The organism is Velazquezella soli, from assembly GCF_977018685.1.
Map to the genome: position 1 here is coordinate 236,046 of NZ_CDRNXF010000005.1, position 21,669 is coordinate 257,714.

General features: G+C 58.3%; 20 protein-coding genes. 12 read left to right on the forward strand and 8 right to left on the reverse strand.

The features are described from left to right. Positions 1-7 precede the first annotated feature (7 nt). The 3 genes from arsH to AC0JZ8_RS21585 form a co-directional block, all read right to left on the reverse strand. Positions 8-703: an arsenical resistance protein ArsH gene (gene arsH, locus AC0JZ8_RS21575; RefSeq protein WP_471893523.1), complete on the reverse strand. Its 696-nt coding sequence runs from the start codon at positions 701-703 to the stop codon at positions 8-10. A 46-nt stretch (positions 704-749) separates the two neighbouring features. Then, positions 750-1,082 (reverse strand): ArsR/SmtB family transcription factor, encoded by a 333-nt coding sequence (locus AC0JZ8_RS21580; RefSeq protein WP_113165418.1) that lies wholly within the window; start codon positions 1,080-1,082, stop codon positions 750-752. A gap of 300 nt (positions 1,083-1,382) precedes the next feature. Next, positions 1,383-1,916 (reverse strand): lipocalin family protein, encoded by a 534-nt coding sequence (locus AC0JZ8_RS21585; protein WP_062577956.1) that lies wholly within the window; start codon positions 1,914-1,916, stop codon positions 1,383-1,385. Between the two features lie 466 nt (positions 1,917-2,382). Here AC0JZ8_RS21585 and AC0JZ8_RS21590 point away from each other — a divergent pair, with 466 nt between their 5' ends. Beyond that, the gene (locus tag AC0JZ8_RS21590; protein ID WP_471893524.1) at positions 2,383-3,255 is read left to right on the forward strand and encodes an MBL fold metallo-hydrolase; all 873 of its coding nucleotides are present in this window, start codon (positions 2,383-2,385) and stop codon (positions 3,253-3,255) included. A gap of 151 nt (positions 3,256-3,406) precedes the next feature. Continuing rightward, complete coding sequence (locus AC0JZ8_RS21595; RefSeq protein WP_062459825.1) at positions 3,407-3,778, forward strand: hypothetical protein; 372 nt, start codon at positions 3,407-3,409, stop codon at positions 3,776-3,778. Positions 3,779-3,799: 21 nt separating this feature from the next. On the opposite strand, the gene fliQ is transcribed toward AC0JZ8_RS21595, so the two are convergent. After that, entirely contained in the window at positions 3,800-4,066 is a 267-nt protein-coding gene (gene fliQ, locus AC0JZ8_RS21600) for a flagellar biosynthesis protein FliQ (RefSeq protein ID WP_062459823.1), read from the reverse strand. Between the two features lie 281 nt (positions 4,067-4,347). On the opposite strand from fliQ, the gene AC0JZ8_RS21605 reads away from it, so the two are divergent. From AC0JZ8_RS21605 to AC0JZ8_RS21620, 4 genes are all read left to right on the forward strand, one after another. Further along, on the forward strand, positions 4,348-4,692 hold the full coding sequence (locus AC0JZ8_RS21605; protein ID WP_471893525.1) for an ArsR/SmtB family transcription factor: 345 nt from the start codon (positions 4,348-4,350) through the stop codon (positions 4,690-4,692). A gap of 520 nt (positions 4,693-5,212) precedes the next feature. Next, the gene (locus AC0JZ8_RS21610; RefSeq protein WP_092663004.1) at positions 5,213-6,802 is read left to right on the forward strand and encodes a globin-coupled sensor protein; all 1,590 of its coding nucleotides are present in this window, start codon (positions 5,213-5,215) and stop codon (positions 6,800-6,802) included. 39 nt (positions 6,803-6,841) lie between these two features. Next, complete coding sequence (locus AC0JZ8_RS21615; RefSeq protein WP_156461768.1) at positions 6,842-7,261, forward strand: hypothetical protein; 420 nt, start codon at positions 6,842-6,844, stop codon at positions 7,259-7,261. Between the two features lie 4 nt (positions 7,262-7,265). Then, on the forward strand, positions 7,266-8,240 hold the full coding sequence (locus tag AC0JZ8_RS21620) for a GGDEF domain-containing protein (RefSeq protein WP_471893526.1): 975 nt from the start codon (positions 7,266-7,268) through the stop codon (positions 8,238-8,240). Between the two features lie 64 nt (positions 8,241-8,304). Here AC0JZ8_RS21620 and AC0JZ8_RS21625 read toward each other — a convergent pair whose 3' ends face one another. From AC0JZ8_RS21625 to AC0JZ8_RS21640, 4 genes are all read right to left on the reverse strand, one after another. After that, positions 8,305-9,621, reverse strand: a complete 1,317-nt coding sequence (locus AC0JZ8_RS21625; RefSeq protein WP_471893527.1) for a c-type cytochrome — start codon at positions 9,619-9,621, stop codon at positions 8,305-8,307. A gap of 11 nt (positions 9,622-9,632) precedes the next feature. After that, the gene (locus AC0JZ8_RS21630; protein WP_062459814.1) at positions 9,633-11,402 is read right to left on the reverse strand and encodes a GMC family oxidoreductase; all 1,770 of its coding nucleotides are present in this window, start codon (positions 11,400-11,402) and stop codon (positions 9,633-9,635) included. A 2-nt stretch (positions 11,403-11,404) separates the two neighbouring features. Next, entirely contained in the window at positions 11,405-12,106 is a 702-nt protein-coding gene (locus tag AC0JZ8_RS21635) for a gluconate 2-dehydrogenase subunit 3 family protein (protein ID WP_471893528.1), read from the reverse strand. Between the two features lie 359 nt (positions 12,107-12,465). Then, the gene (locus AC0JZ8_RS21640) at positions 12,466-12,714 is read right to left on the reverse strand and encodes a hypothetical protein (protein ID WP_062459810.1); all 249 of its coding nucleotides are present in this window, start codon (positions 12,712-12,714) and stop codon (positions 12,466-12,468) included. 266 nt (positions 12,715-12,980) lie between these two features. Here AC0JZ8_RS21640 and AC0JZ8_RS21645 point away from each other — a divergent pair, with 266 nt between their 5' ends. The 6 genes from AC0JZ8_RS21645 to AC0JZ8_RS21670 all read left to right on the forward strand — a co-directional run bounded on the left by AC0JZ8_RS21645 (position 12,981) and on the right by AC0JZ8_RS21670 (position 21,668). After that, entirely contained in the window at positions 12,981-15,083 is a 2,103-nt protein-coding gene (locus tag AC0JZ8_RS21645; RefSeq protein WP_471893529.1) for a methyl-accepting chemotaxis protein, read from the forward strand. A gap of 3 nt (positions 15,084-15,086) precedes the next feature. Beyond that, complete coding sequence (locus tag AC0JZ8_RS21650; protein ID WP_471893530.1) at positions 15,087-16,544, forward strand: chemotaxis protein CheW; 1,458 nt, start codon at positions 15,087-15,089, stop codon at positions 16,542-16,544. A gap of 102 nt (positions 16,545-16,646) precedes the next feature. Next, the gene (locus AC0JZ8_RS21655; RefSeq protein ID WP_062459805.1) at positions 16,647-17,381 is read left to right on the forward strand and encodes a helix-turn-helix transcriptional regulator; all 735 of its coding nucleotides are present in this window, start codon (positions 16,647-16,649) and stop codon (positions 17,379-17,381) included. 341 nt (positions 17,382-17,722) lie between these two features. Continuing rightward, complete coding sequence (locus AC0JZ8_RS21660; RefSeq protein WP_471893531.1) at positions 17,723-18,232, forward strand: putative pterin-binding protein; 510 nt, start codon at positions 17,723-17,725, stop codon at positions 18,230-18,232. Continuing rightward, positions 18,229-20,421, forward strand: coding sequence for an ATP-binding protein (locus AC0JZ8_RS21665; protein WP_471893532.1), 2,193 nt, complete (start codon positions 18,229-18,231; stop codon positions 20,419-20,421). The genes AC0JZ8_RS21660 and AC0JZ8_RS21665 overlap by 4 nt, the downstream gene beginning before the upstream one ends. Positions 20,422-20,432: 11 nt before the next feature. Then, on the forward strand, positions 20,433-21,668 hold the full coding sequence (locus AC0JZ8_RS21670) for an HD-GYP domain-containing protein (RefSeq protein ID WP_471893533.1): 1,236 nt from the start codon (positions 20,433-20,435) through the stop codon (positions 21,666-21,668). The last annotated feature ends 1 nt before the right edge of the window (position 21,669 follow it).

Consider the following 21,669-nt stretch of genomic DNA (forward strand, 5'->3'; position numbering starts at 1 on the left):
ATCGACTTCAGATCCACGGCTGTTCGAGCTTTGCGGCCTCTTCCTTCCTCTCGCTATAGCGGTCTGTCAGGTAGTCGGACGCATCGCGGGTCAGCAGTGTGAATTTGACCAGTTCCTCGCAGACATCGACGACGCGATCGTAGTAGGCCGAGGGTTTCATGCGGCCATCCGTGTCGAACTGCTGCCATGCCTTGGCAACCGACGACTGGTTCGGAATGGTGATCATCCGCATCCAGCGACCGAGAATGCGCAACTGATTGACCGCGTTGAAGGATTGCGAGCCACCGGAGACCTGCATGACGGCAAGCGTCTTGCCCTGCGTCGGTCGCACCGAACCGGTCGTGAGGGGGATCCAGTCGATCTGCGCTTTGATAATGCCGGTCATCGCACCGTGCCGCTCGGGGCTGACCCAGACATGGCCTTCCGACCAGAGAGAAAGCGCGCGCAATTCCTGAACCTTCGGATCCGTATCCGGTGCGCCATCTGGAAGGGGCAGACCTTCGGGATTGAAGATCTTCACCTCGCATCCAAGGTGCTCGAGGAGCCGTGCTGCCTCTTCCGCCAAAAGACGGCTGAACGAAATCTTCCGCAGCGATCCATAGAGGATCAGGATCCGCGGCTTGTGCTGCGAATAGGGTGGTCGAAGTGCCTCAAGGTCGGGCTGGGAAATGAGATCAAGCGAGGCGGCTGGCAGATCAGCCATTTGGATACTCCATCGGATGAGATTGAAACGTTCGCATTTGGGGCTCCTATGACCCAGACCCGGCGAGTTCTGTAGGCCCGCAACCGGCGTCGGATTGGCCCGAACAACAGTTCTCCATCAGGAAATGTGCGAGGCCGTTGAGGGTCTCGAAATTCGCGCTGTAGACGATGGAGCGTGACTCCCGCTGAGCGCTGATCAGGCCCGCATGTTCCAGTTCTTTGAGATGAAAGGAAATGTTGGAAGGCGACACGTTCACAGCTTCGGCAATCATACCCGCCGCCAGTCCGCCGGGGCCGGCGACGACGAGCTTGCGAATGACCTGCAGTCGGGTCTGCTGTGACAATGCGCCAAACGCATCAAGGACCTGTCGCTCGTTCACCAGTTCATTCCTTGTCCAATAGTGACCAGGCGCGGGCGCTTGCCCGGCTTTCAAAGCCCTGTAAAGGCTATAGAACAATAATTATTCAAGACTTCAAGGATTATTGAAATATTGGCCGAAAACAATCTGCGTGACGAAGCCCGCGCGCTCGATCCCAGAATTCCATTCGGTCTCTCAAGCTGGTCGCAGGGTAGGGGCCGAGCTTTATAAAACCAAGGCTCGAAGCCGCAGCGAAGCTCGCGTTCCGAACGGTTGTCTTGTCGCGTGGACGCCAAACCGTTCGGACGCTTTCCAGTCAGCCTAGCGGGCTGGCGGAAATTCCAGCTTCTTTACGTCGTAGCCGAGTTCGCTCGCCTTGCGCACCATGCGGTTGAGCTTGGATTTCGATGGTACGGTTCGCGAATAGATCCACAGGTCCGACATCGACGGGTTGGCGCTGATGAACCAGGATTTATCCGGCGATTTGTAGAGCACGCGGTAGGTGAAGGTGATGAACAGTGGATAGCGGACGCGCATCGTTGCGTTCGTCGTTCCGTAATCCTGGATCTTCCCGGTCCCATTGATCGTTTTGAGGCGACCGTTTGGAGTATCGACACGACAACCGTCTTCGACCATGACCGTGTCAGGCGTTTTGCCCTTGCGGTAGGTGGAATAACCGGCAACACAGCCGTCGGTCAGGAACATCGGGGTCCTCCCGATTTCCAGCCATGTCCCCTGGTAATGATCCGGCCCGACTTTGACGACATCGGGAGCCGCGAGGGCCTGCGATACGACGCCGATCGCGAAAAGGCATGTGATTAAGTGCAAGCTGAGATGTCTGATAAGATTGTGCATATGCTCATCCTGTCGGTTGCCGATCCCGCGTGATCTCGAGGCAACCGTACTCCCCGCGGAAGTACTCGCAGTTGCCAAACGGAACCACACATCAGCCGCATCCAGGGTCGCCGAGACATGCGCCACAGGCACAACCAGTTTGTTTGCCGGCCAACGATGTGGATCTATGGCTGCGACGGGCAAAATCAAGCGCGTTGCCACGCGCGAACAACTGCTCGGCTGGTCTCGATCCAATGGCGCGGCTTATCGGGTTGGCCCTATCGCTTGGTAAGCAAGATTGCGGCAAAGGGCTCCGAGTTGACGTTCGTGAGAGGTTGACTTAGGAGGGGCCGCCGTGACGCTTGATGTCCTCGTCTTGCCCGCTGTCACAGCGTTGCTGCGATCAGACCTGCCTCGTGGACATCCTGTGGCCAGACCATCATAGAGCCGCGCCAGTGTAGGCGTTTGACAAGCCGGATTTTACACCATGAGTGCCCAACCCGAAGTCGCTGGTTTTTACGACGCGCGTAGCGGCAGCATCCAGTATGTCGTAAGCTGCAAGGCCACGAAGAAATGCGCCATCATCGATCCGGTTCTCGACTACGACGAGAAATCCGGAAGCACGGCCACGCGTCACGCCGATGCGCTCCTTTCACATATCCAGATGCAGGGACTGGACGTCGCGTGGATCCTCGACACGCATCCCCATGCAGACCATCTCACCGCAGCAGCATACCTCAAGTCGAAGACCGGCGCGCCGACCGCGATCGGCGCCGACGTGGTCAAGGTCCAGGCGCTATGGAAGGACATCTACAATGCGCCGGCGATGCCAACCGACGGATCCCAGTGGGACCGGCTGTTTTCGGATGGCGACCGGTTCGTGATCGGTGAGATCGAGGGCCGCGTCATGCATTCGCCCGGCCACACACTGGCATCGATCACGTATCTGGTCGGTGATGCGACCTTCATCCACGACACGCTGTTCATGCCCGACAGCGGTTCGGCCCGCGCCGATTTTCCCGGAGGCAGCGCTGAAGATCTGTGGTCGTCGATCGAGGCAATCCTGAACTTGCCCGACGACACCCGGCTGTTCACCGGCCACGATTATCGTCATGGCGGGCGGGAAGCGCTCTGGGAGAGCACCGTCGCGCAACAGAAGGCGCAGAACATTCACCTCCGGTCAGGGCGTGACGAGTTTATCCAGTCCCGCATCAGCCGTGACAAAACGTTGCCGTTTCCAAAACTGATGCTGCATGCCCTGCAGGTCAATCTGATGGCAGGAGAGCTGCCGCCAAAGGAGGCGAACGGCGTGAGGTACCTGAAGATCCCGATCGACGCCTTCCCTGTGGCGGCCTGGTAAGACATTTTGTCGGCGCCAAGCGCAACCTCACGAAATAGTGCGGCCGTAGGCGGTTTGATGCTTTTCAGAAGGGGATAATGTTTGCATATTGTCTCGGCAGACGACGATACAGTTGTCGGCAACCCTCGGTATAGCTTGGAGGAGCGATTACATGAAGCGGACGTGGCCTGAGGAATTTGACTTCATACTGGATGGGGCTGAGGAGGTTTCGCTGGAGGTTCCAGTGGCCCGCAAGGGAGATGTTTCGCAGGGCGAAACGGTAACGCGCCATGCTCTTAAGGTCCGTCTCACGCAACAGGATTACGAACGTGTCTGGCCGTTGGCGGAAACACGCTATCGTCTTGGCGGTAGCCGTACTGGCAAAGCGATCACGCTGATCGCCAACAATCCGCACTACCAGCAATGGCACCCGGCCGACGGAGGTTCGGACGCAGGCGATGCCGAGGGCGGCCGATCCTATGCGACCCGCTATGTGGTCGTGTTCTTCCTGCTCGACGAAGTGCGAGAGACTGCAGACGCCTGACCTCTTGAGATCGCAGCCGGCCTAGAAACCCGACTGCACATGAGAGAAAATCTCGACAACGAGAAGATTGAGTTGGCCGCCTATGAACGGGGCGGCCACTGCCAGCGCTACAAAGACAGCAACAATCTTTGGCGCAAAGCTCAGCGTGCTTTCCTGGACCTGCGTGAGAGCCTGGACAAGGCTGATAACCAGGCCGACTGCCATCGCGGTGAAAACCGCAGGCGCTGAAGCAAGGAGCATTGCCCAGACAGAGATCCGCAGGATCTCCAACGCGTCTGCTTCTGTCATTTCACACCAGCATTGAATGTATATTGGGCGGCGAGACCGCGTTTCGTATCTGCCTTAATACAGATTCGGCGGTTGTCAGAGTTAAGTATTGTTAAGATGCGTAAAACGTCTGGACTGCGATAAAATAACGTACAATTTGCGTATTGAAGCAGAGACGTAATGCGGAGATGCTTAGCCACCGCAGTTTATATCTTGCTTGTATTCCTACGCGCTTATGTGGCGCCGGACTTGGTTCGGTCCATGAAGATACGCGATTTTATTCAATGGTGGTTGGAGGCGTTATGGACATCGGTCTGTCGGGAGAAGTTCTTCCCTTCGATGAGGGCGATGCCGCTGATCTACTGAAGGTTATGGGGCACCCCGCACGGTTCAAAGTCCTCTGTCTGGTACAGGATTGCGAGCGCGACGTGCGATCACTCGCAAAGGCGGTGAATCTCAGCCAATCGGCACTCTCTCAACATCTGAAGATTCTCAGGGACGCGAACCTCGTCTCGGCGCGTCGACAAGCGCAGACGGTTTTCTATCGCTCTCACGAGGAAGGTGTCCGCCAGGTTCTTGACTGTATGCAAAGCATATTCTGTCCCGTCGCAGAGACTCACGATGCTGTGGCGGTTGCCTACGCTTAGACCCTACGCAATGACCTTGACGATGTCCCAGCTCTCTTCTGTCGATATCGACCGCTGTCTTGAGAATGCAATGAGCACGCTGCCGGTCATAGCAGCGCTTACATGCGGCATGAATTTTAAGGCAAAAACTCGTATTTTTGGCTCTATGCTTGACGATTGCCAGATTTAGCCTCGGTCAAACGATGGCGCAGCTTAAATCAAGTTCTGCTACTATAGCATAGGGCGAACTATTAACGGTTTTTTATCCCCTGAATCCTAGATTTGTGGTGCCAGATAGGCGCCGTGGCGCCGCATACCCATGAGGGTTTTATGGCCGTGAAGATCAGGAACAGCCGCCACCTGACAGTCTAACACCTGTTCGGTAGACATCTGGGTTTTTGAGCCCCCTTGCTTGCCCCGCGATGGCTTCGAAGCACGCGCGCCGGTGATGGACTGCGTTCCCGTCAGCAACAGATCGCACTCGCTTTAGCGGGCAGACCAACCATGCCTTGTTACCAAGGGACCGCAGCAGGGGACATACATGAGTACGCAGAAATCAGCACAGGCAACGCTTAACGACCGACTGGACTTCGCTGGTCTTGGTGATCCACAGCGCAGGACACTCGCAGCATTGGCGCCCATCATTAACGGGTCGCTCGATAGCGCGCTCGATGTGTTTTACGCCAAGGTCCGTCATCACCCGGAAACCTCCAAATACTTTTCCGGTGAAAATCACATCACCCAGGCAAAAGGACGACAGGCTCGACACTGGGAAACGATTTCCTCGGCAAAGTTCGACGAAGCCTATGTTGATGAAGTCACCATGATCGGCAAAGCCCATGCAAGGCTTGGGCTTCAACCGCGCTGGTACATTGGCGGCTATGCGTTGATGATCGAGAACATCGTGCGCGCCGTCATCGATAACGAGCTCGGTAGTTTCCTGGTGCGCGGCAAACGCCAGAAGATCGGAGACGACGTAACGACGGTTGTCAAAGCGGCCCTCGTGGACATGGATTACGCGATCTCCGTCTATCTCGACGTCCTTGCGGACGAGAGAGCCAAGGCCGAAGCGGAGCAGGCGACGCTGAAAGCGGAACAAGACACAGCGCTCTCAGCCCTCGAAAGTGCGTTGAGATCTCTCTCCGGCGGTGATCTGACCCGGCCCTTGGAACAGCCCCTCGCGGTCAGTTTCGACGGGCTCAAGCATAATTTCAACGATTCCGTATCGAGCCTCAACGGTGCTCTTTCCGAGATCTCAAGCACGGTCGGCTTCGTTCTCTCGCAGTCGGCCGAAATCGCCACTGCGACCGACGAAATGGCAAAGCGCACCGAACGGCAGGCCACGGCGCTTGAAGAAACAGCGGCAGCGCTAGAGCAGATCAGTTCAATCGCGCGGCAGTCTCAAACCCGGACGACAGAAGTCCAGGCGGTCGTAACGGCCTCTGCAACAGAGGCAGCAACGTCCGGAGAAATCGTAGAGCAGGCCGTCAAGGCGATGAGCGACATTGTCGAGTCATCCAAACAAATGAACGACATCATTAGTGTCATTGACGAAATCGCGTTCCAGACGAACCTCCTCGCACTCAATGCGGGGGTCGAAGCAGCCCGTGCCGGTGACCAGGGGAAAGGCTTTGCGGTGGTGGCGCAGGAGGTGCGGGAGCTCGCGCAACGCTCAGCCCGGGCCGCCAAGGAAATCAAGGATCTCATCTCGAGATCTTCTCAGGATGTCGCGCGCGGCGTCGATCTTGTGAACACAACGGGCAAGGCATTGAGAAGCATCGGCAGACAGGTGCAGACGATCGACGAACACATGGTATCGATTGCCATGTCGTCGCGCGAACAGGCGACTGGGATAGCTGAAATCAACTCTGCCGTGGGCAGCATGGATACGATCACGCAGCAAAACGCTGCCATGGTGGAAGAGACGTCTGCGGCGACGATAAAACTCTCCAACGAGGCCGAGAGACTTTCCGAGCTTGTCGCCGGGTTCAAAACGACGCCAAGCGCGGTGGGGCAAAGCAACGGTCGGGCGCATGCGCCTGCAGCTTCGCCTGCGCGACAAATGATCCAGTCGCTTCCTGGCAAACTACAGCGGTCGAAGGCGGCCAATGAAGGCTGGTCGGAATTCTGAGCAGGGCGACCCGGTACGCGACATCATGAGGGTAGTTTTGTGAAAATGCTGATCGCAATACCACTCGCACTGCTGGCTGCCGGGCTCTCCACCGCACAAGCGCTCGATAAACTGATCCTTTTGGTCAAAAGGAATCTCGAGCACCTGGACATCGGCAATACGGCGCAGTTCGATCTGAACATGCTCACGGGGTTTGCGGGTCGCCGAGGGTATAGGTCGGGATCCAAAGCGGCCGGGGCCGAATGGATAGAGATGACGGAAGTCGTCGAGTTTGTGACTCGTATTGTGGACGCAAAACTAGCTGGAGGTTTTTCACCCGCGAACCTCTCCATCGGGCGAGGTTGCGGCGAGGGAATGATGACAGACAGAACCTGCGACATGCAATATCGGGTGGATCTGCGGTTCTTGCCGTCACCGGTCGTCCTGCTGTGGCAATCCCCTAAAGCGAATAAGGGTTAGGCCGATGCTTTCGGATGAACGGGCGGCAGCCTCACTCTTTTCCAATGTGACACAAGGCGGAGATGGGCTGGACGGAATGCTGCAGACGCTGTTTCACATCTCTCCGCTTGCCTATGCCATTTCGACGGCCGGGCCAAACTCCGTTTATGTGCGGGTCAACCAGGCTTACATGGACCTCGTCGGGATGAACGAAACGGCACTGGTTGGTCGCAAACTGACGGATGTCGGCCTGATCGTCGATGGTTCAGACCGTGTTGCCAGGATCAAACTCCTTGACGAGGTTGGGTATTACTCCGCGCAGTCGGGCAAGATCCTGCATCGTGACGGGCGGGAAATTTCCGTGATGATCTCCGCACGCCGGATCACGATCGGAAACGGCCTCTACGATCTCGAGGCGCTGACCGATGTCACTGAACAGACGAGCGCGCAAATCAGACAGGAAGAGGCGTTGCGAGCCGCGGCCGTCACCGATAGCCTGACCGGGCTTCCGAACCGTCTTGGGTTCGAGCAACGGATCGCTCACTTTATCGAAGATCGCGCCAACCATGAGGAGTTCGGGCTCGCAATCTTCGATCTCAACGGCTTCAAGATCGTCAATGACATGCACGGTCACCCGGTCGGGGACGAGTTGCTTGCGGTTATCGGGAAAAGGCTGTTGTCGTCCCTGAGAGCGGGCGAATTCGTCTCGCGGCTGGGCGGTGACGAGTTTGCCCTCCTGTTCCAGTCAGACATGGGAGACAGTGAAATGCAGGAGCAGAGGCTCGCCGTGATGATGGACACTGTGCTGGCCGCCGTCACGATCGGAAGCAAAACGCTGCGCGTCGGTGCGGCGCTCGGTTTTGGCTTTGCAAGCGAGGTCAAGTGGTCGAGAACGGCTCTTGTCGCTCTCGTAGATCGGCGCATGTATCACGCCAAACTGACGCGGCGAAGTATTGCGATCCTCGGGCCGCCGGAGGCCTTGGCAACGGCCAACGGCTGATGCCACCCATGGCGACGTGTAAAGACCCTGCCGGTTACGAACCGGCAGGGTCTGATGTCGTGGTCTAGCGGCGGACAGCCTTGACATCTTCCGCAGTGACCGGCGGAGCGTCGTTATGCCAGGCCTGGCGCAGGAAGGTGGCAAGTGCTGCCGCTTCTTCGTCGTTCAGGCGGTCGTTATAGCCCTGCATGCGCACGCGCATGGGACGGTCCTTGGTCGAAGGCAGTTCCGCTCCGTGCAGCATGACATCCAACAGGCCCTTTGAAGACTTCGCGGTAACCAGCGAATTTCCGTCAAGCTCCGGGAAGATTTCCGCGGCACCCTTGCCGTTGACAAAGTGGCAGCCACCGCAATTGTCGAGATAGAGGCGGGGACCGAGCGGCATATCCGCTTTGGCTTCCGTCAGCATTTTCTCGGTGTCGGTAACCTCGGCCTTTTCAGGCGCCGCCGAAGGCGTTGCCGGTGCCGTGGAACCACCAGTGCTGCCGATCTTCTTGAGGTAGGTTGCGATCGCCAGATTGTCCTCGGGCGTCATGTATTGCAGCGAATCGCGCACCACCAGCATCATCTCGCCGGTTGCCGTGGAATGCGCGTTGCGGGCAGTCGTAAGATAGGCCGCCAGCTCTTGGGTGGACCATTTCTGCGGTGCGCTTTGCGGGCCGCGCAGGTCAGGTGCCGTATAGCCGTCGATCTCGCCGCCGGTCAGGAAGGCAGCGCTGCTCTCGTCGGTACCGTCCTGTGCCATCAGCAGGTTGCGCGGGCTGTGACAGGCGGCGCAGTGTCCGGCGCCCTGCACGAGATAGGCACCGCGGTTGAACTGCTCGTCCTGCGAAACAGGTTCAAAGCCCGGCTTGCCCAGCGCCAGCCAGTTCCAGGCGCGAATGCCCCAGCGCTGGTTGAACGGGAAGGACAGTGCCGTTTCCTCGACCTTGTTGGAAACTGCAGGCACCTCGGTCATGAAATACTGGTAGAGGGCCTGGATGTCCTCTTCCGTCAGCTTGCGATAGTTTTCGTAAGGCATGGCCGGGTAGAGATGCGCACCGTCGTTGCGAACGCCGTCGTAGAGCGCCGCGCGGAAATCATCGAGCGTGTAATTGCCGATGCCGGTTTCCATGTCCGGGGTGATGTTGGTGGCCCAGATCGTGCCCATAGGGCTGTGGATCGGCCGGCCGCCGGCGAAGGGCTTGCCGCCCTCCGCGGTGTGACAGGCCATGCAGTCACCGGCCCGCATGGCGTATTCGCCACTGCCTGCCGGTGCTTTGTAATCAGCCGGGAGCTGGGCAACCGCGGCAGTGCGCTGGACCGGCACGAAGATGAAGGCGAGAAGGCCGACGACGCCGAGAACGGCGAGGATGAGAATGACGCGAAGAAAGGTTTTCATCGTTGCTCTCCTCACACCAGTGGCCGCGGATTGGACAGGTACTGCGTCCGGATCGCATGCGCCGCCCAATAGGCCAGGCCGCCGACCATGCCGGTCGGGTTGTACTGGGTGTTCTGCGGGAAGGCGCCGGCGCCCATCACGAAGATGTTGTGCTTGTCCCAGGCCTGCAGATATCGATTGATTGCCGAGGTCTTCGGATTGTCACCCATCACAGTGCCGCCCACATTGTGCGTCGTCTGGTAAGGACGCACGTCGTACATGGCGCCGTCCTTCTTGAAGCCTTCCTGCATTGAGGTCGGGTTCATCGACTTGGCGATCGGCTCCATCTTCGACTTCATGAACTGGGTCATGCGGATGTCGTTCGGCTGCCAGTTGAACGTCATGCGCATCAGCGGACGACCGTGGCGATCCTTGTAGGTCGGGTCGAGGTCGAGATAATTGCCGCGATAGGACATATGCGAACCGTGCGAGCCGATCGACATCGAGTGGCCGTACCACTCGCCGATGCCCTTCTTCCAGCCGGCACCCCAGGTCGGCGTGCCCGCGGGGAGCGCCATGGAGCGGATCGGCTGACCGTTGGACTGGCCGGCACGCCAGTAGGCGCCGCCGATAAAGCCTTCACGACCGAAGTCGATATTGTCCATGCCGAAATCATCGATCGACATGCCGTTGGCACCGGTACCGATGAACGGATTGAACACCTCGTCCTTGAAGAACATCGTGTAGCCGCCGTTCATCTGGTAGGCATAGCTGCGACCGGTGACGCCTTCGTTCGTTGCGGGATCAAACGGCTGACCGATGCCCGAGAGCAGCATCAGATGGACGTTGTGCAACTGGTAGGCGGCCAGGATTACCAGATCCGCGGGCTGGAACACTTCTTCCCCGGCCTTTTCGTCAAAATAGGTGACGCCGGTCGCGGTTTTGCCGTCGGGCGCCATTTCGATTTTCAGCACTTCCGCATGGGTGCGGTATTCGAAATTCGGCTTGCGCTTCAACGCGTCGAGGATCGCCGTCTGCGGCGAGGATTTTGAATAGTTGTAGCAGCCGTAGCGCTCGCAGAAACCGCAGTGGTTGCAAGGGCCCATCTGCATTCCGTATTCGTTGACATAGGCCTGCGAGGCAATGCCGCCCGGGCTTGGGAACGGGTGACAGCCGGCAGCTTTCGCGGCTTCGGCAAATTTGGCTCCGTCCCAGGTCACCGGCATAGGCGGCATCGGGTATTCGCGCGAGCGCGGTGCCTCGAACGGATTGCCGCCCTCGATTTTCTTGCCATTGAGATTGCCGGCCTTGCCGGAAATCCCCGCGACATGCTCGAACCGATCGAAAAACGGCTCCAGCTCTTCGTAGCTGACGGGGTAATCCTGCAGGTTCATGTCTTCCGGAATGATGCCGGCGCCCCAGCGCTCTTCCACATGCGAGCGCAGACGGTATTCCGAGAGCTGCGGACGCCAGTTCAGACCGTTCCAGTGGGTGCCTGCACCGCCCACACCGATACCCGGCAGAAACGAACCGAGGCTGCGATAGGGCAGGGCAGCTTCATCGACGTTGCGACGGATCGTCAGGGTCGAATTGCGCGGCTTTTGCATCATGCCGAGACGAACGCCGTACTTCAGCTCGTCGATCATGTTCGGATACTGAAAGTCCGGAACGGTGTTCTGGTCATGGCCGCGTTCGAGCGCAACGATCTCCAGACCCTCGTTGGCGAGTTCCATGCCGAGGATCGAGCCGGTCCAGCCGAGACCGACGATGACGACGTCCTTCTTCTTTGCAGTGCGTGCCATCGTTATGCCCTCTCACCGGAAATCGAAACGGGACCGAGCGGGTAGGCGACGTTGTGCTTCAACACCCACTCCTTGTAGCTGCCGCGGGCACCTGGGAAACCGATATATTTCCAGGCCTGCATGCCGTGATTGCCACCATACATCGGGTCTGCGAAGTAGCCCTCCTTGGTGTTCTGCAAGAGGATCGTGAAGAAGTCGCGCAGTTCGGGCTCGATCTTCATCTCGTCTTTCTGGAGGGAGGTCAGGGCCTTGTCCTGGGTTGCGGCGTCAAGCTCGGCAAATATCTTGCCGTGCGTCTGCTGACACCATTCGTCGAACACCGGGATACCCTGCTGATAGATTTGCAGCGGCGTCAAAGGCGATTGCCAGCCGCGGAACGGATGGGCTGCGGCATCGTGCGGACCTTCCATGTACCAGTCTGCCGCCTCACCGAATCCACCGGCCAGTTCCTTGTCGATAAAGACGGGGACGCGGGCCTCGATGGCACCGGGACCTTCGCCTTCGGAGGGAATGAGCCGCGCCGTGGCAGCCATAACGAAGGCCCACTCAGTGGGCTTGAGACAGACCGGCTGGTATTCTTCGATCGGCGGCGGGGCCGGCGGGGTCTCCGCCTTCGACTGCATCACCACGCCGACGACGGCCGCACTTGCCGCCGAAGCTTTCAAAAAGCTACGGCGGGACGGTAACCCCGGGACATCTCTCATTGTATCGCTCCTTGGTGTCCCGACAGGGGGCCGGAACCGAATAGGCTGGAAACGTGAGGCACCCGTCGCTGCGACATATGGCCTCATTCGTTGCTGACCTTTAAACCCGCAAGGTTTGAGTATGCAATGCTTATGAGGTACGATTTATGAGAAAAATTTTGCGCTAATTAGCGATGCCGCCATGCGTGCGCACAAATGCCTACCTCTGCGGGAAGTTCGTGGCTTGCTCGACTTCATCGAGTATTATTATCAATTGTCAATTTGCCGGCGGATCGCTGTCGGCGTTCGAAATTCAGGTGGCGGGATCCGCAGGACCGGTCCGATACAAAAGGTGGGAGGGACACGGCCGGTTGCCGACGTCAGTGGATTGTCGGTGTTTTGCCGGAATACGCGTCCTGGAGGATCACGATCAGCCGCGAGGCAATAGCCCGTATTTCAGCTTGCTCCGATATCGAGAGATCGGCCTCGCTGCGAGCAAGAGTTTCCAGCGCTGCCGTCGTGTCGTTGACCATCCGGGCGACACCCATCCGGCTGAGCGGGCTGAGGCGCCAGTTCAGATGCCGGATGATACCGGCGAGATCGCCAAGCCGCTGAGCGCTGAAACGCATGTTCCTATCCCGTACTCACTACAATTCAGGACAAGGATGAGCGCTAACCCGTCAAAATTTGGTTACAGCGACTTGGTTACCGCGACGGCGCCAGTACGACCGGAAACGGACGCATAACGACGCGGGCTCTAATTTAGCATTAATCCTTCATTAGTTAGTTGCCTCTAAAATTCGGGTATCAGACCGTCGCGGTCGTGCCGTTGCTTCAGATGGAGGGGGTTCGTGATGAAATTCGAAGTTTGCCTGGTTACCGAAAGTGCTCTCCCATGACTTTAAAGTCTTCTGTCAGCACCCTTTCGGACCTCAACGAGATCGCCGTTCTGCGCAACAAGGCACGCGCAATCGACCGTGCGCAAGCGGTCATCGAATTTGATCTAACCGGCACGGTAAAGAACGCTAACGAGAACTTCCTTTCCCTCATGGGCTATTCGCTGGCCGAGGTGCGTGGCCGACATCACTCCATGTTCTGCGAGCCGGAGATCGTCGAAGCTCCCGAATATGCCGCGTTTTGGAGTGATCTGGCGGAGGGCAAGCTCCACGACGGAGAGTTCAAGCGCATCGGACGCGGCGGACGCGAGGTGTGGATCCGGGCGAGCTACAATCCGATCCTCGACGACAACGGCGTGACCATCGGGGTGGTCAAGTACGCGATGGATGTCACAGCGACCAAGTCGGTAGAGGCGGAACTCCTGGGAAAAGTAGCGGCGATCGACCGCGCAATGGCCGTGATCGAATTCGACCTCGAAGGCCACGTCCTCGCAGTGAACGAAAATTTCCTCACCCTGATGGGATATGCTCGGGAAGAAGTCATCGGTCAGCATCACCGGATGCTGTGCGGAGCCGACCAAACCCGAACACCCGCCTACAAGGCATTCTGGCAGAGGTTGGGGCGCGGCGACTATGAGAGCGGAGAGTACCGTCGTCTCGCCAAGGGCGGAAAGGATGTCTGGATCCAGGCGACCTACAATCCCATCTTCGATCTCAACGGCAACCCCTGCAAGGTGGTCAAGTATGCCTATGACGTGACTGCCAGCAAGATCCGGAACGCCGAGTTCGAAGGCAAGGTCAACGCGATCGGCCGGGCCCAGGCCGTCATCGAGTTCGACTTGCACGGCAATATCCTTGACGCGAACGAGAATTTTCTTGCCGCCGTCGGCTACTCACTGGAGGAAGTCCGGGGCAAGCACCACCGGATGTTCTGCGACCCTGCCTTCACGCAGACAGCGGAATACGCTTCCTTCTGGGACCGGCTTGGACGTGGCCAGTTCGAAGGAGGGGAATACCGGCGCCTCACCAGAAGCGGTAACGACATATGGCTTCAGGCGACTTACAATCCGATCCTCGACCTCGCAGGCCGCCCGATCAAGATCGTAAAGTTCGCCTCTGACATCACGCAGGCGAAACTGCGCAACATCGAGTTCGAGGGAAGGGTCGACGCGATCTCGCGGGGGCAGGCGGTCGTCGAATTCGATCTCGACGGACATGTCGTTTCCGCCAACGAGAACTTCCTACGGGTCATGGGATACTCGCTTCGCGAAATCACGGGGCAGCACCACAGCATGTTCTGCAGCCAGGATTACATCGTTTCGGAAGACTACCGGGATTTCTGGCTGCGCCTCAACAAGGGTGAATTCTTTTCGGGGCGTTTTGCCCGCGTTGGAAAGTATGGCCGGGAAGTGCACATTCAGGGGATCTACAGCCCGATCGTCAATCTGCGGGGCGAGACGGTGCGCGTGGTGAAGTATGCCAGCGACATCACCGATCAGGTCAAGCTCGAGCATGACATCCGTTCGAAATCGCAGCAAATGACCAGCATTGTCGGAGAACTGTCCGGATTGATCGCGGAAATCACCGCTAACACCCGCACGGCCACCACGCTTGCGTCCGAGACGCAGGGCAATGCGGAACAGGGTTCAGAAGCGCTGGGCAGCGCGATCGCGGCAATCGATCTCATCCAGAAGTCCTCCACGGAAATCTCCGATATCGTCAAGGTGATTGGCGAGATCGCCAGTCAGACCAACCTTCTCGCCTTCAACGCGGCAATCGAAGCCGCAAGGGCAGGGGAACATGGGGTCGGGTTCTCGGTCGTCGCGGGCGAGGTCAGGAAACTCGCCGAGAGAAGTTCGGAAGCTGCGCACGAGATATCCAAGCTCATCCAGGAATCGACCATGCGCGTCAACCAGGGAACGGACCGGTCGCAGCATGCGAGACTGGCTTTCGAACGGATCGTCGGCAGCGTGAACAAGACCGGCGAGTCCATCCGGGAGATTGCGCAATCGACGGATGCTCAGCAGCGTGTCTCAAGGACTGTTGTCGAGCTCATCAATGACCTGACGTCATCGACGGCGCAACAGCGCAAAGTGGGTTAACCCATGAACCAGATGGTCAGATCTCTCGCGATGCCGGAAGTGCTGAGAGGCAGTCGCCCTGCAACGCAGCAGTTCGGCCTCCTGCGCATTGGCGAGGCGATGCTTGCCATCAATGTCGAGAATATCCGAGAAGTCGTTCCGGCGCCCGGTGGGCTATCGAATGCAGGAATCGCGGCAACCGGCTTGTGCGGGTTGTTCGAATTGAGAGGCAGCACCATCCCGGTTATGGATATTCGACCGATGCTCGGCCTGCCGTCGACGGAGGCCTTCGGCGCCGTAATTTTGGTCCTGCGGGTAAGACAGAGGCTGATATGCATTTTTGCTGACGAAGTGCGGGGCATCGCGACAGAAGACGTCGCGGCACTCGATGAGCTGGGCGTGTCGCGACCCGCCGTACAGGGACCTTTGGTCACGCATTCATTCTTCCACAGCGGAAAGGTAGTCTCGGTCCTGGCAGCGGAGCGCATCTTGGCGTTGCCGGGAATTCCGTCGGTGCAAGAGCCAGTCGTGAAGGCGGTCGCAAAGACGAGCTCGAATGCGAAGCCACTTTTGCTGTTCACGTGCGGCGCGTTTTCTTTCGGCGTTGCGGCCGGGGTGGTCGAGGCCACCGCGCCGACCGCGCAGTTGAAGGATTCGCCGATGAAGACGGAGACCTGCCTCGGTGTCATCGATCATCATGGCACCCAGGTGCCGGTTCTTGATACGCTTCGGGTGCTTGGCATGGGCGTCCTGTCGGAACGCAAGCAGTCGTCCGTCCTCGTCCTGCGTTACCCCGACGACCGGCTGCTGGGCTTTGCGCTCGATACCGTCGTCGATATACGGCCGATACCGTTGGACGACATTATGGCGATGCCTGATCATGCCGTAGAGACCGGGTCTGTTCTCAGCGGTGTCTATTCCGTCGACGGACGGACATTGTTTCTCGTCCTCGACGAGCGGACAATGATGAGTGACGATGTCCTGCTGATGTTTTCGCGACTTTCATCCACCAAGCGCAAGACAGCGGCGGCCGGTCGAGCGCCGGGGCAGCGCGGAGACGCGTTGCTGCCATACTTGGTCTTCAGAGCAGGGGGAGACATGGCAACGCCGGTTGCCGATGTCCGGGAGATCGTCGAGATGCCCGAAGACTACGTTTCGTTGAACAATGTCGGACGCGGCACGATGGGCCTGTTTGTCCACCGTGGCACAGCTATCCCTCTCATCTCCCTTGCCAGACGGCTCCGGTTGCCTGCAGTTCCTCCCGGCCAAGAAAGTCGCGTTCTGCTCGTGTCGGACGGCCTCAAGACGACTGGCCTGGTGGTCGACAGTCTGGCACGGATCGAAATGGCCTCGAAATGTGCGACAGGACCGGACGCTACGGACTCCAGCGGGTTCGAGCATCGGATCCTGGGAGACTTCATGGTTCGGTCAGCGGACGGGCGGCTCCTCCCATATATCGACCTCAGAAAAGCCCTCGCTTGAAAGAGCCCGACTGTTGGTTGCAAAATCCACGGTTGAGTCTTTACCTTTTGTTAACGCTGAGACGCCAAAACTCGTGTTGACGATCTTCCAACGGATTCTGATATGCCCGTCAGCGCGCTTTCCATTCTTGATCCAAACGCTCTCGACGACTATTGCGACCTGCGTTCGGTGCCGAAGCATCGTCATTTCGGAAAAAACGACATTGTTGACCGCCTGCGGTTGGCGGTTCCCTTTGACTACATCTCCATCAGCGGTCTCGACGTCGACCACTACAGGTTCGGTCAGGGTTTTTCGATCGACACCGACATGCCTCCTGCATTCCTCGACGCCTATGACGCGGATCGCCTCTATCTGACCGACCCGTTCGTCCTAGCCGCGAAGGCCTCGAACGTGATCGTGGTGGAGAGCGAGGTCTACGCGGAAACTCCGCCGCCGCAGAGGCTCGTTTACCTCCAACGAACCTTCGGCCTGCACAACCGAACGCTTATCCCGATCCTCAGGAACGATGTCATTTACGGAGCGATCTGTTTTTCCCGCTCGACACCGTTTGACGAAAAGGAGTTGATCTTCCTTTCGCTGGTAGCGGAATCCATTCACACGGCTGTCACCAAGCCGCTGATGGATCGCTTCGCTGCCCACCAGCTTCGGCTTTCCAAGGGTGAAATTGCCTGCCTGACCCAGGCCAGTCTCGGGCTGACGAGCGAGGCGATTGCGGTCGCGACTGGATACCAGAACGATACGGTCAACAGTTACATAAAGTCGGCCGTGAAGAAGATCGGCGCGACCAACCGAACGCAGGCCATTGCCGAAGCTATACGCCGCCGGCTCATCGCCTGATCGCATCGCCCTAGCTAAAAAGCGATCTGCCACAGGGGGCGGTCATCTTTTCGACCGTAAGCGCCTGAGGCAACAGCAAAGAAGTAAGAATTGAGCGATACGTCTCGTAACGTCTCTTTCTACTCCAATTCTCATTTCAAGATTCACCTAATATAAATGCCTCCGCCCTAGAATTAAGGCGTCCACAGCGTTGAACACGCAATCGGCATGACGCCGATCTGGGAGGAGCGCGCGGTGTATTCCACCACGCATGCCCCGATGGGACGCTGGCCAATAGGCACCCCCCGTTTTGACAGCTTGTCGCGCGCGCCGCGAGTCTACTTCGTATCTTGGAGTTTCAAGTGATAAACCGCATCATGATCGCAGCCGTCATTGTCGCCGGCGCGCTGCTTCCTCTTCAGGCGACGGCGCTTGACTTGCCGAAAGGCAAGGTGGTGCTTACGGTGACTGGCACCAAGCTCGATCATCCCAACGTCGATGGCAAAGCCCAGTTCGACATGCCTATGCTCGAAGCCCTTGGGGGCCGCACGGGTGAAATGGAGACCCCTTGGACCGAAGGCGTGGTCAAGTTCTCCGGCCCGCTTCTGCGGTCTGTACTCGAGGCAGCGGGGGCCCATGGCACCAAGCTCAAGGTCATTGCGCTCAACGATTATGCCGCTGACCTGCCGATGGAAGATGCAACCTTGCTCGACACAATGCTCGCCACGCGCATGGACGGCAAGCTGATGTCTGTCCGCGACAAGGGCCCGCTCTTCCTCGTGTATCCTTTCGATAAGGACCAAGGTCTGTTCAACGAGAAATACTTCTCCCGGTCGGTCTGGCAGATCAAGGATATCGAGGTCGCTGAATGATCACTGCCGCCCAGCAGAGTGGCGATATCATCCGGAAAGCCAGCAAGGCGACCGTCGTGCTGCAGTGCTTTGCCGTGTTGCTGTTGCTGGGCCTCGTTTTTCTGTTTGCCGATATCTCAAGGAAATACTCCGCCCTGCAGGACGGCATTCGCGAGAACGCTTTGTGGTCCGTCTACCAGCTCGACCGGGAAGCGCGCCGGTTGCACGAGACCCTGCACATCATGCTCGTTGAAAACGACCTGACTCCGGAGCGCATCAAGGCTCTCGGGACGCGCTACGACATTCTGTACTCGCGAATGAATATTCTCGACAAAACCTCGTTCGAGACGAAGTTCAAGCTGGATGCGGCTGTTGCCGAGCAGGTCACTGCCATTCGCGACGCGGTGTTCGGTCGCAGCGCCGTTTTCGACAGACTGGCCGCAGGCGACCCCGTGGATCCGGTGCAGCTAGAGACAGCAGATTCAGAGTTTGAGAGGCTGGTAGAGAATACGGAAAAACTGCTTCTCTATACGAACAGCACCGTCAGCATCGAACGGGCTGAGGCTCGGGACGCAGTCCTTGACCTTCAGATGAAATCTGCGGGTCTCGTCGCACTTCTTGTCTGCTGCGTGGTATTCCTCATTCTTACGCTGCGACGTCAGCTCAAGTCAGTTCAGCTTGCCGGTCTCAGCCTAGAGGCGATTTCGAACCAGCTGAAGGAGTCATATCTCGCGGCGGAAGCCGGGAACCGCGCCAAGTCCCAGTTCATGGCGACGATGGGACACGAGATCCGCACACCTTTGAACGCCATTCTCGGAACTGCGGAACTACTGGAGTTGTCTCCGCTACCGCCGTCAGTTGCCCCTGGCCTGCAGACCATCAGGCGTTCTGGTCAGGCGCTTCTCGAGATCATCAACGAAATCCTAGACTTCGCAAAGATCGAACACGGAAAACTGGACGTCGAGACCCGCGCGGTTGACGTTCGGGCCGTCGTCACAGCCACGGTCGAAATGGTACGAGACAGGGCAACTGAACACGGAAATCGCATTGCGCTCGAACTGCCGATCTCGTTCACCACGCCGGTCATATCCTCGGACCCCACCCGTCTGCGTCAGGTTCTTCTCAACCTGTTGAGCAACGCCATCAAATTCACGAGCGAGGGCACCGTCACGTTGCGCGTGCTGGAGATTGGCGATCCGCAAGACGCACAGCTGAGGTTTGAGATTGAAGATACAGGCATCGGGATCGACGGTGAAGGTCTTGGCAAGCTATTCCAGCCGTTCTCGCAGGTCGATGCGTCTATCAGCCGGAAATACGGTGGTACGGGACTGGGACTGACCATCTGCAAGCAGATCGTAGAGGCGCTGTCGGGAACAATAGGTGTCAACAGCCGCAAAGGCGAGGGCAGCATCTTTTGGTTCGTAATCCCTGCCAACCCGGCCGAGAAGGGTCTTGTCGACGCCTTGGCGGCAAAGGCCGCGCCCCAACAGTTTCAGGCATGGAATATCCTTCTTGTCGAGGACAACGTGATCAATCAGCAGGTCGCGGCCGGGTTTCTCGCCCATCTCGGCCAGTTGGTCACGATCGCGAACGACGGGCTGGAAGCCGTCAAACTGGCGGAGACAACCCGCTTCGATCTCGTCCTCATGGACATGCAGATGCCGAGGCTGGACGGCATAGAGGCTACCAAGCAAATTCGCGCTTCCAACGGCCTTAGCCGGAACGCTCCCATCATCGCGATGACCGCGAATGCTTCTGACGACGACAGGCGGCTTTGCGAGGAGGCGGGGATGACGGGGTTCCAGTCGAAGCCGGTCTCGATGCATCAGCTTCGGGGTATCATCGGGTCTCTGGAGGCGGCTGCGGAAACTGCTGTGGAGCCTATCCAAAGTCCGAGCATCGATAACGCGTTCGAAACCCGGCGGTTGGAGATCGTGGAGGCACTGGGCGAAGAGACGTTCGACGAACTCCTGTCGAGCTTTTTCGAAGACGCAAGCCTACTCCTCACAGATCTTCACTCCGCCTTGGCCGTCAATGACCACCGTCATACCGATCATCTGCTGCACACTCTGAAGGGCGCAGCAAGCAGCGTCGGTCTTCAAGACGTGGCTGACCGGTCTCAGGACCTCCGTCATGCATCAATCACCGAAACCGTACTTGCAGACCTTGAAGACACAGTCACCCGCTACAGGCAGCTCCTTGTCGCATAAGGGACGTTCACATGCGCATTCTACTTGTCGACGACAATAAAACGAACCTCTCTCTCCTGACGAGACTCGTCGAGAAACTGCCGGACTGCGTCGCCATTCCCTATCTTCATCCCGAAGACGTGCTGGCAGATGCTCCAGCGCTCGAATTCGACATCGCCGTCATCGATTTCCAGATGCCTGTCTATAGCGGCATCGAGCTGTTGACCGAACTTGTTCGCTTCGAGAATTACCGCGACAAGCCCGTGGTATTTGTCACGGCCGATACCGATACGGCGACGCGCATGGCGGCGCTCAATGCAGGCGCGATCGACTTTCTGACGAAACCCGTGAACCCGCTGGAGTTCCAGGCCCGGATCAAGAACCTGGTCGCCCTCGTGGACGCGCGCAACAAGCTTGCTGACAAGGCCGAGTGGCTTCGTATCGAGGTCGAGAAAGCGGTCGTCGAGCTGCGTGCCCGCGAGGAGGAAATCATTGACCGCTTGACGATTGCAGCAAGCTACAAGGACTTCGAGACGGCCCGGCACACGCGGCGCGTAGGCCTTTATTCCGAGGCAATCGCGCGGGCCTACGGCATGGAGGCGCGGGCTTGTTCCGACATCAGGCTTGCCTCGCCGATGCACGATATCGGAAAGGTCGCCATTCCCGATGCCGTCCTCCTGAAAAATGGCAAGCTGACCGAACAGGAGTTCGCGGCCATGCAGCGGCATACGGTCGTCGGCTGCGATATTCTCCGGGAGTCGAAGTCGAGCCTCCTGCAGCTTGCTGCAGAAATTGCTGGCAGTCATCATGAACGCTGGGACGGGCAGGGGTACCCGTTCCGTCTTTCGGGTGAGACCATTCCGGTTTCCGGCCGCATCGTCGCCATTGCCGATAATTTCGATGCGTTGACGACCGCAAGGCCCTACAAAGAGGCGTGGAGCGTGGATCGCGCCGTGGCGCACATACGTGAAAGATCGGGGAGCCACTTCGACCCCCGCTGCGTCGATGCCTTCGACAAGGCATTGTCCGTCATTCTCGAAATCATGGAGACCGATCGCAGGGAAAGCCTGCTTTCAGTGCCTACAAGCTGCATCCCGGTTCACGCTGGGTGCTCGCAGTCGAAGGAATCCTTTGAACGCTGCCGCCGCGCAATCAGCGATGCCCGCGTGGAGAAAAATGACGGTACACTGACTGTTGCAATGATGACGTCACCAACAACACAGAACTACGAACTCGAAAATCAACCGACCGCTTTGCAAGGACGATGAA

Bases quoted from the DNA above. Each gene is read 5' to 3' on its own strand.
- fliQ (WP_062459823.1), bottom strand. From the start codon at position 4,066: ATGACAGAAGCAGACGCGTTGGAGATCCTGCGGATCTCTGTCTGGGCA.
- AC0JZ8_RS21655 (WP_062459805.1), top strand. From the start codon at position 16,647: ATGCCCGTCAGCGCGCTTTCCATTCTTGATCCAAACGCTCTCGACGAC.
- AC0JZ8_RS21625 (WP_471893527.1), bottom strand. From the start codon at position 9,621: ATGAAAACCTTTCTTCGCGTCATTCTCATCCTCGCCGTTCTCGGCGTC.
- arsH (WP_471893523.1), bottom strand. From the start codon at position 703: ATGGCTGATCTGCCAGCCGCCTCGCTTGATCTCATTTCCCAGCCCGAC.
- AC0JZ8_RS21590 (WP_471893524.1), top strand. From the start codon at position 2,383: ATGAGTGCCCAACCCGAAGTCGCTGGTTTTTACGACGCGCGTAGCGGC.
- AC0JZ8_RS21640 (WP_062459810.1), bottom strand. From the start codon at position 12,714: ATGCGTTTCAGCGCTCAGCGGCTTGGCGATCTCGCCGGTATCATCCGG.
- AC0JZ8_RS21630 (WP_062459814.1), bottom strand. From the start codon at position 11,402: ATGGCACGCACTGCAAAGAAGAAGGACGTCGTCATCGTCGGTCTCGGC.
- AC0JZ8_RS21585 (WP_062577956.1), bottom strand. From the start codon at position 1,916: ATGCACAATCTTATCAGACATCTCAGCTTGCACTTAATCACATGCCTT.
- AC0JZ8_RS21620 (WP_471893526.1), top strand. From the start codon at position 7,266: ATGCTTTCGGATGAACGGGCGGCAGCCTCACTCTTTTCCAATGTGACA.
- AC0JZ8_RS21650 (WP_471893530.1), top strand. From the start codon at position 15,087: ATGAACCAGATGGTCAGATCTCTCGCGATGCCGGAAGTGCTGAGAGGC.
- AC0JZ8_RS21665 (WP_471893532.1), top strand. From the start codon at position 18,229: ATGATCACTGCCGCCCAGCAGAGTGGCGATATCATCCGGAAAGCCAGC.
- AC0JZ8_RS21670 (WP_471893533.1), top strand. From the start codon at position 20,433: ATGCGCATTCTACTTGTCGACGACAATAAAACGAACCTCTCTCTCCTG.
- AC0JZ8_RS21605 (WP_471893525.1), top strand. From the start codon at position 4,348: ATGGACATCGGTCTGTCGGGAGAAGTTCTTCCCTTCGATGAGGGCGAT.
- AC0JZ8_RS21645 (WP_471893529.1), top strand. From the start codon at position 12,981: ATGACTTTAAAGTCTTCTGTCAGCACCCTTTCGGACCTCAACGAGATC.
- AC0JZ8_RS21595 (WP_062459825.1), top strand. From the start codon at position 3,407: ATGAAGCGGACGTGGCCTGAGGAATTTGACTTCATACTGGATGGGGCT.
- AC0JZ8_RS21610 (WP_092663004.1), top strand. From the start codon at position 5,213: ATGAGTACGCAGAAATCAGCACAGGCAACGCTTAACGACCGACTGGAC.
- AC0JZ8_RS21635 (WP_471893528.1), bottom strand. From the start codon at position 12,106: ATGAGAGATGTCCCGGGGTTACCGTCCCGCCGTAGCTTTTTGAAAGCT.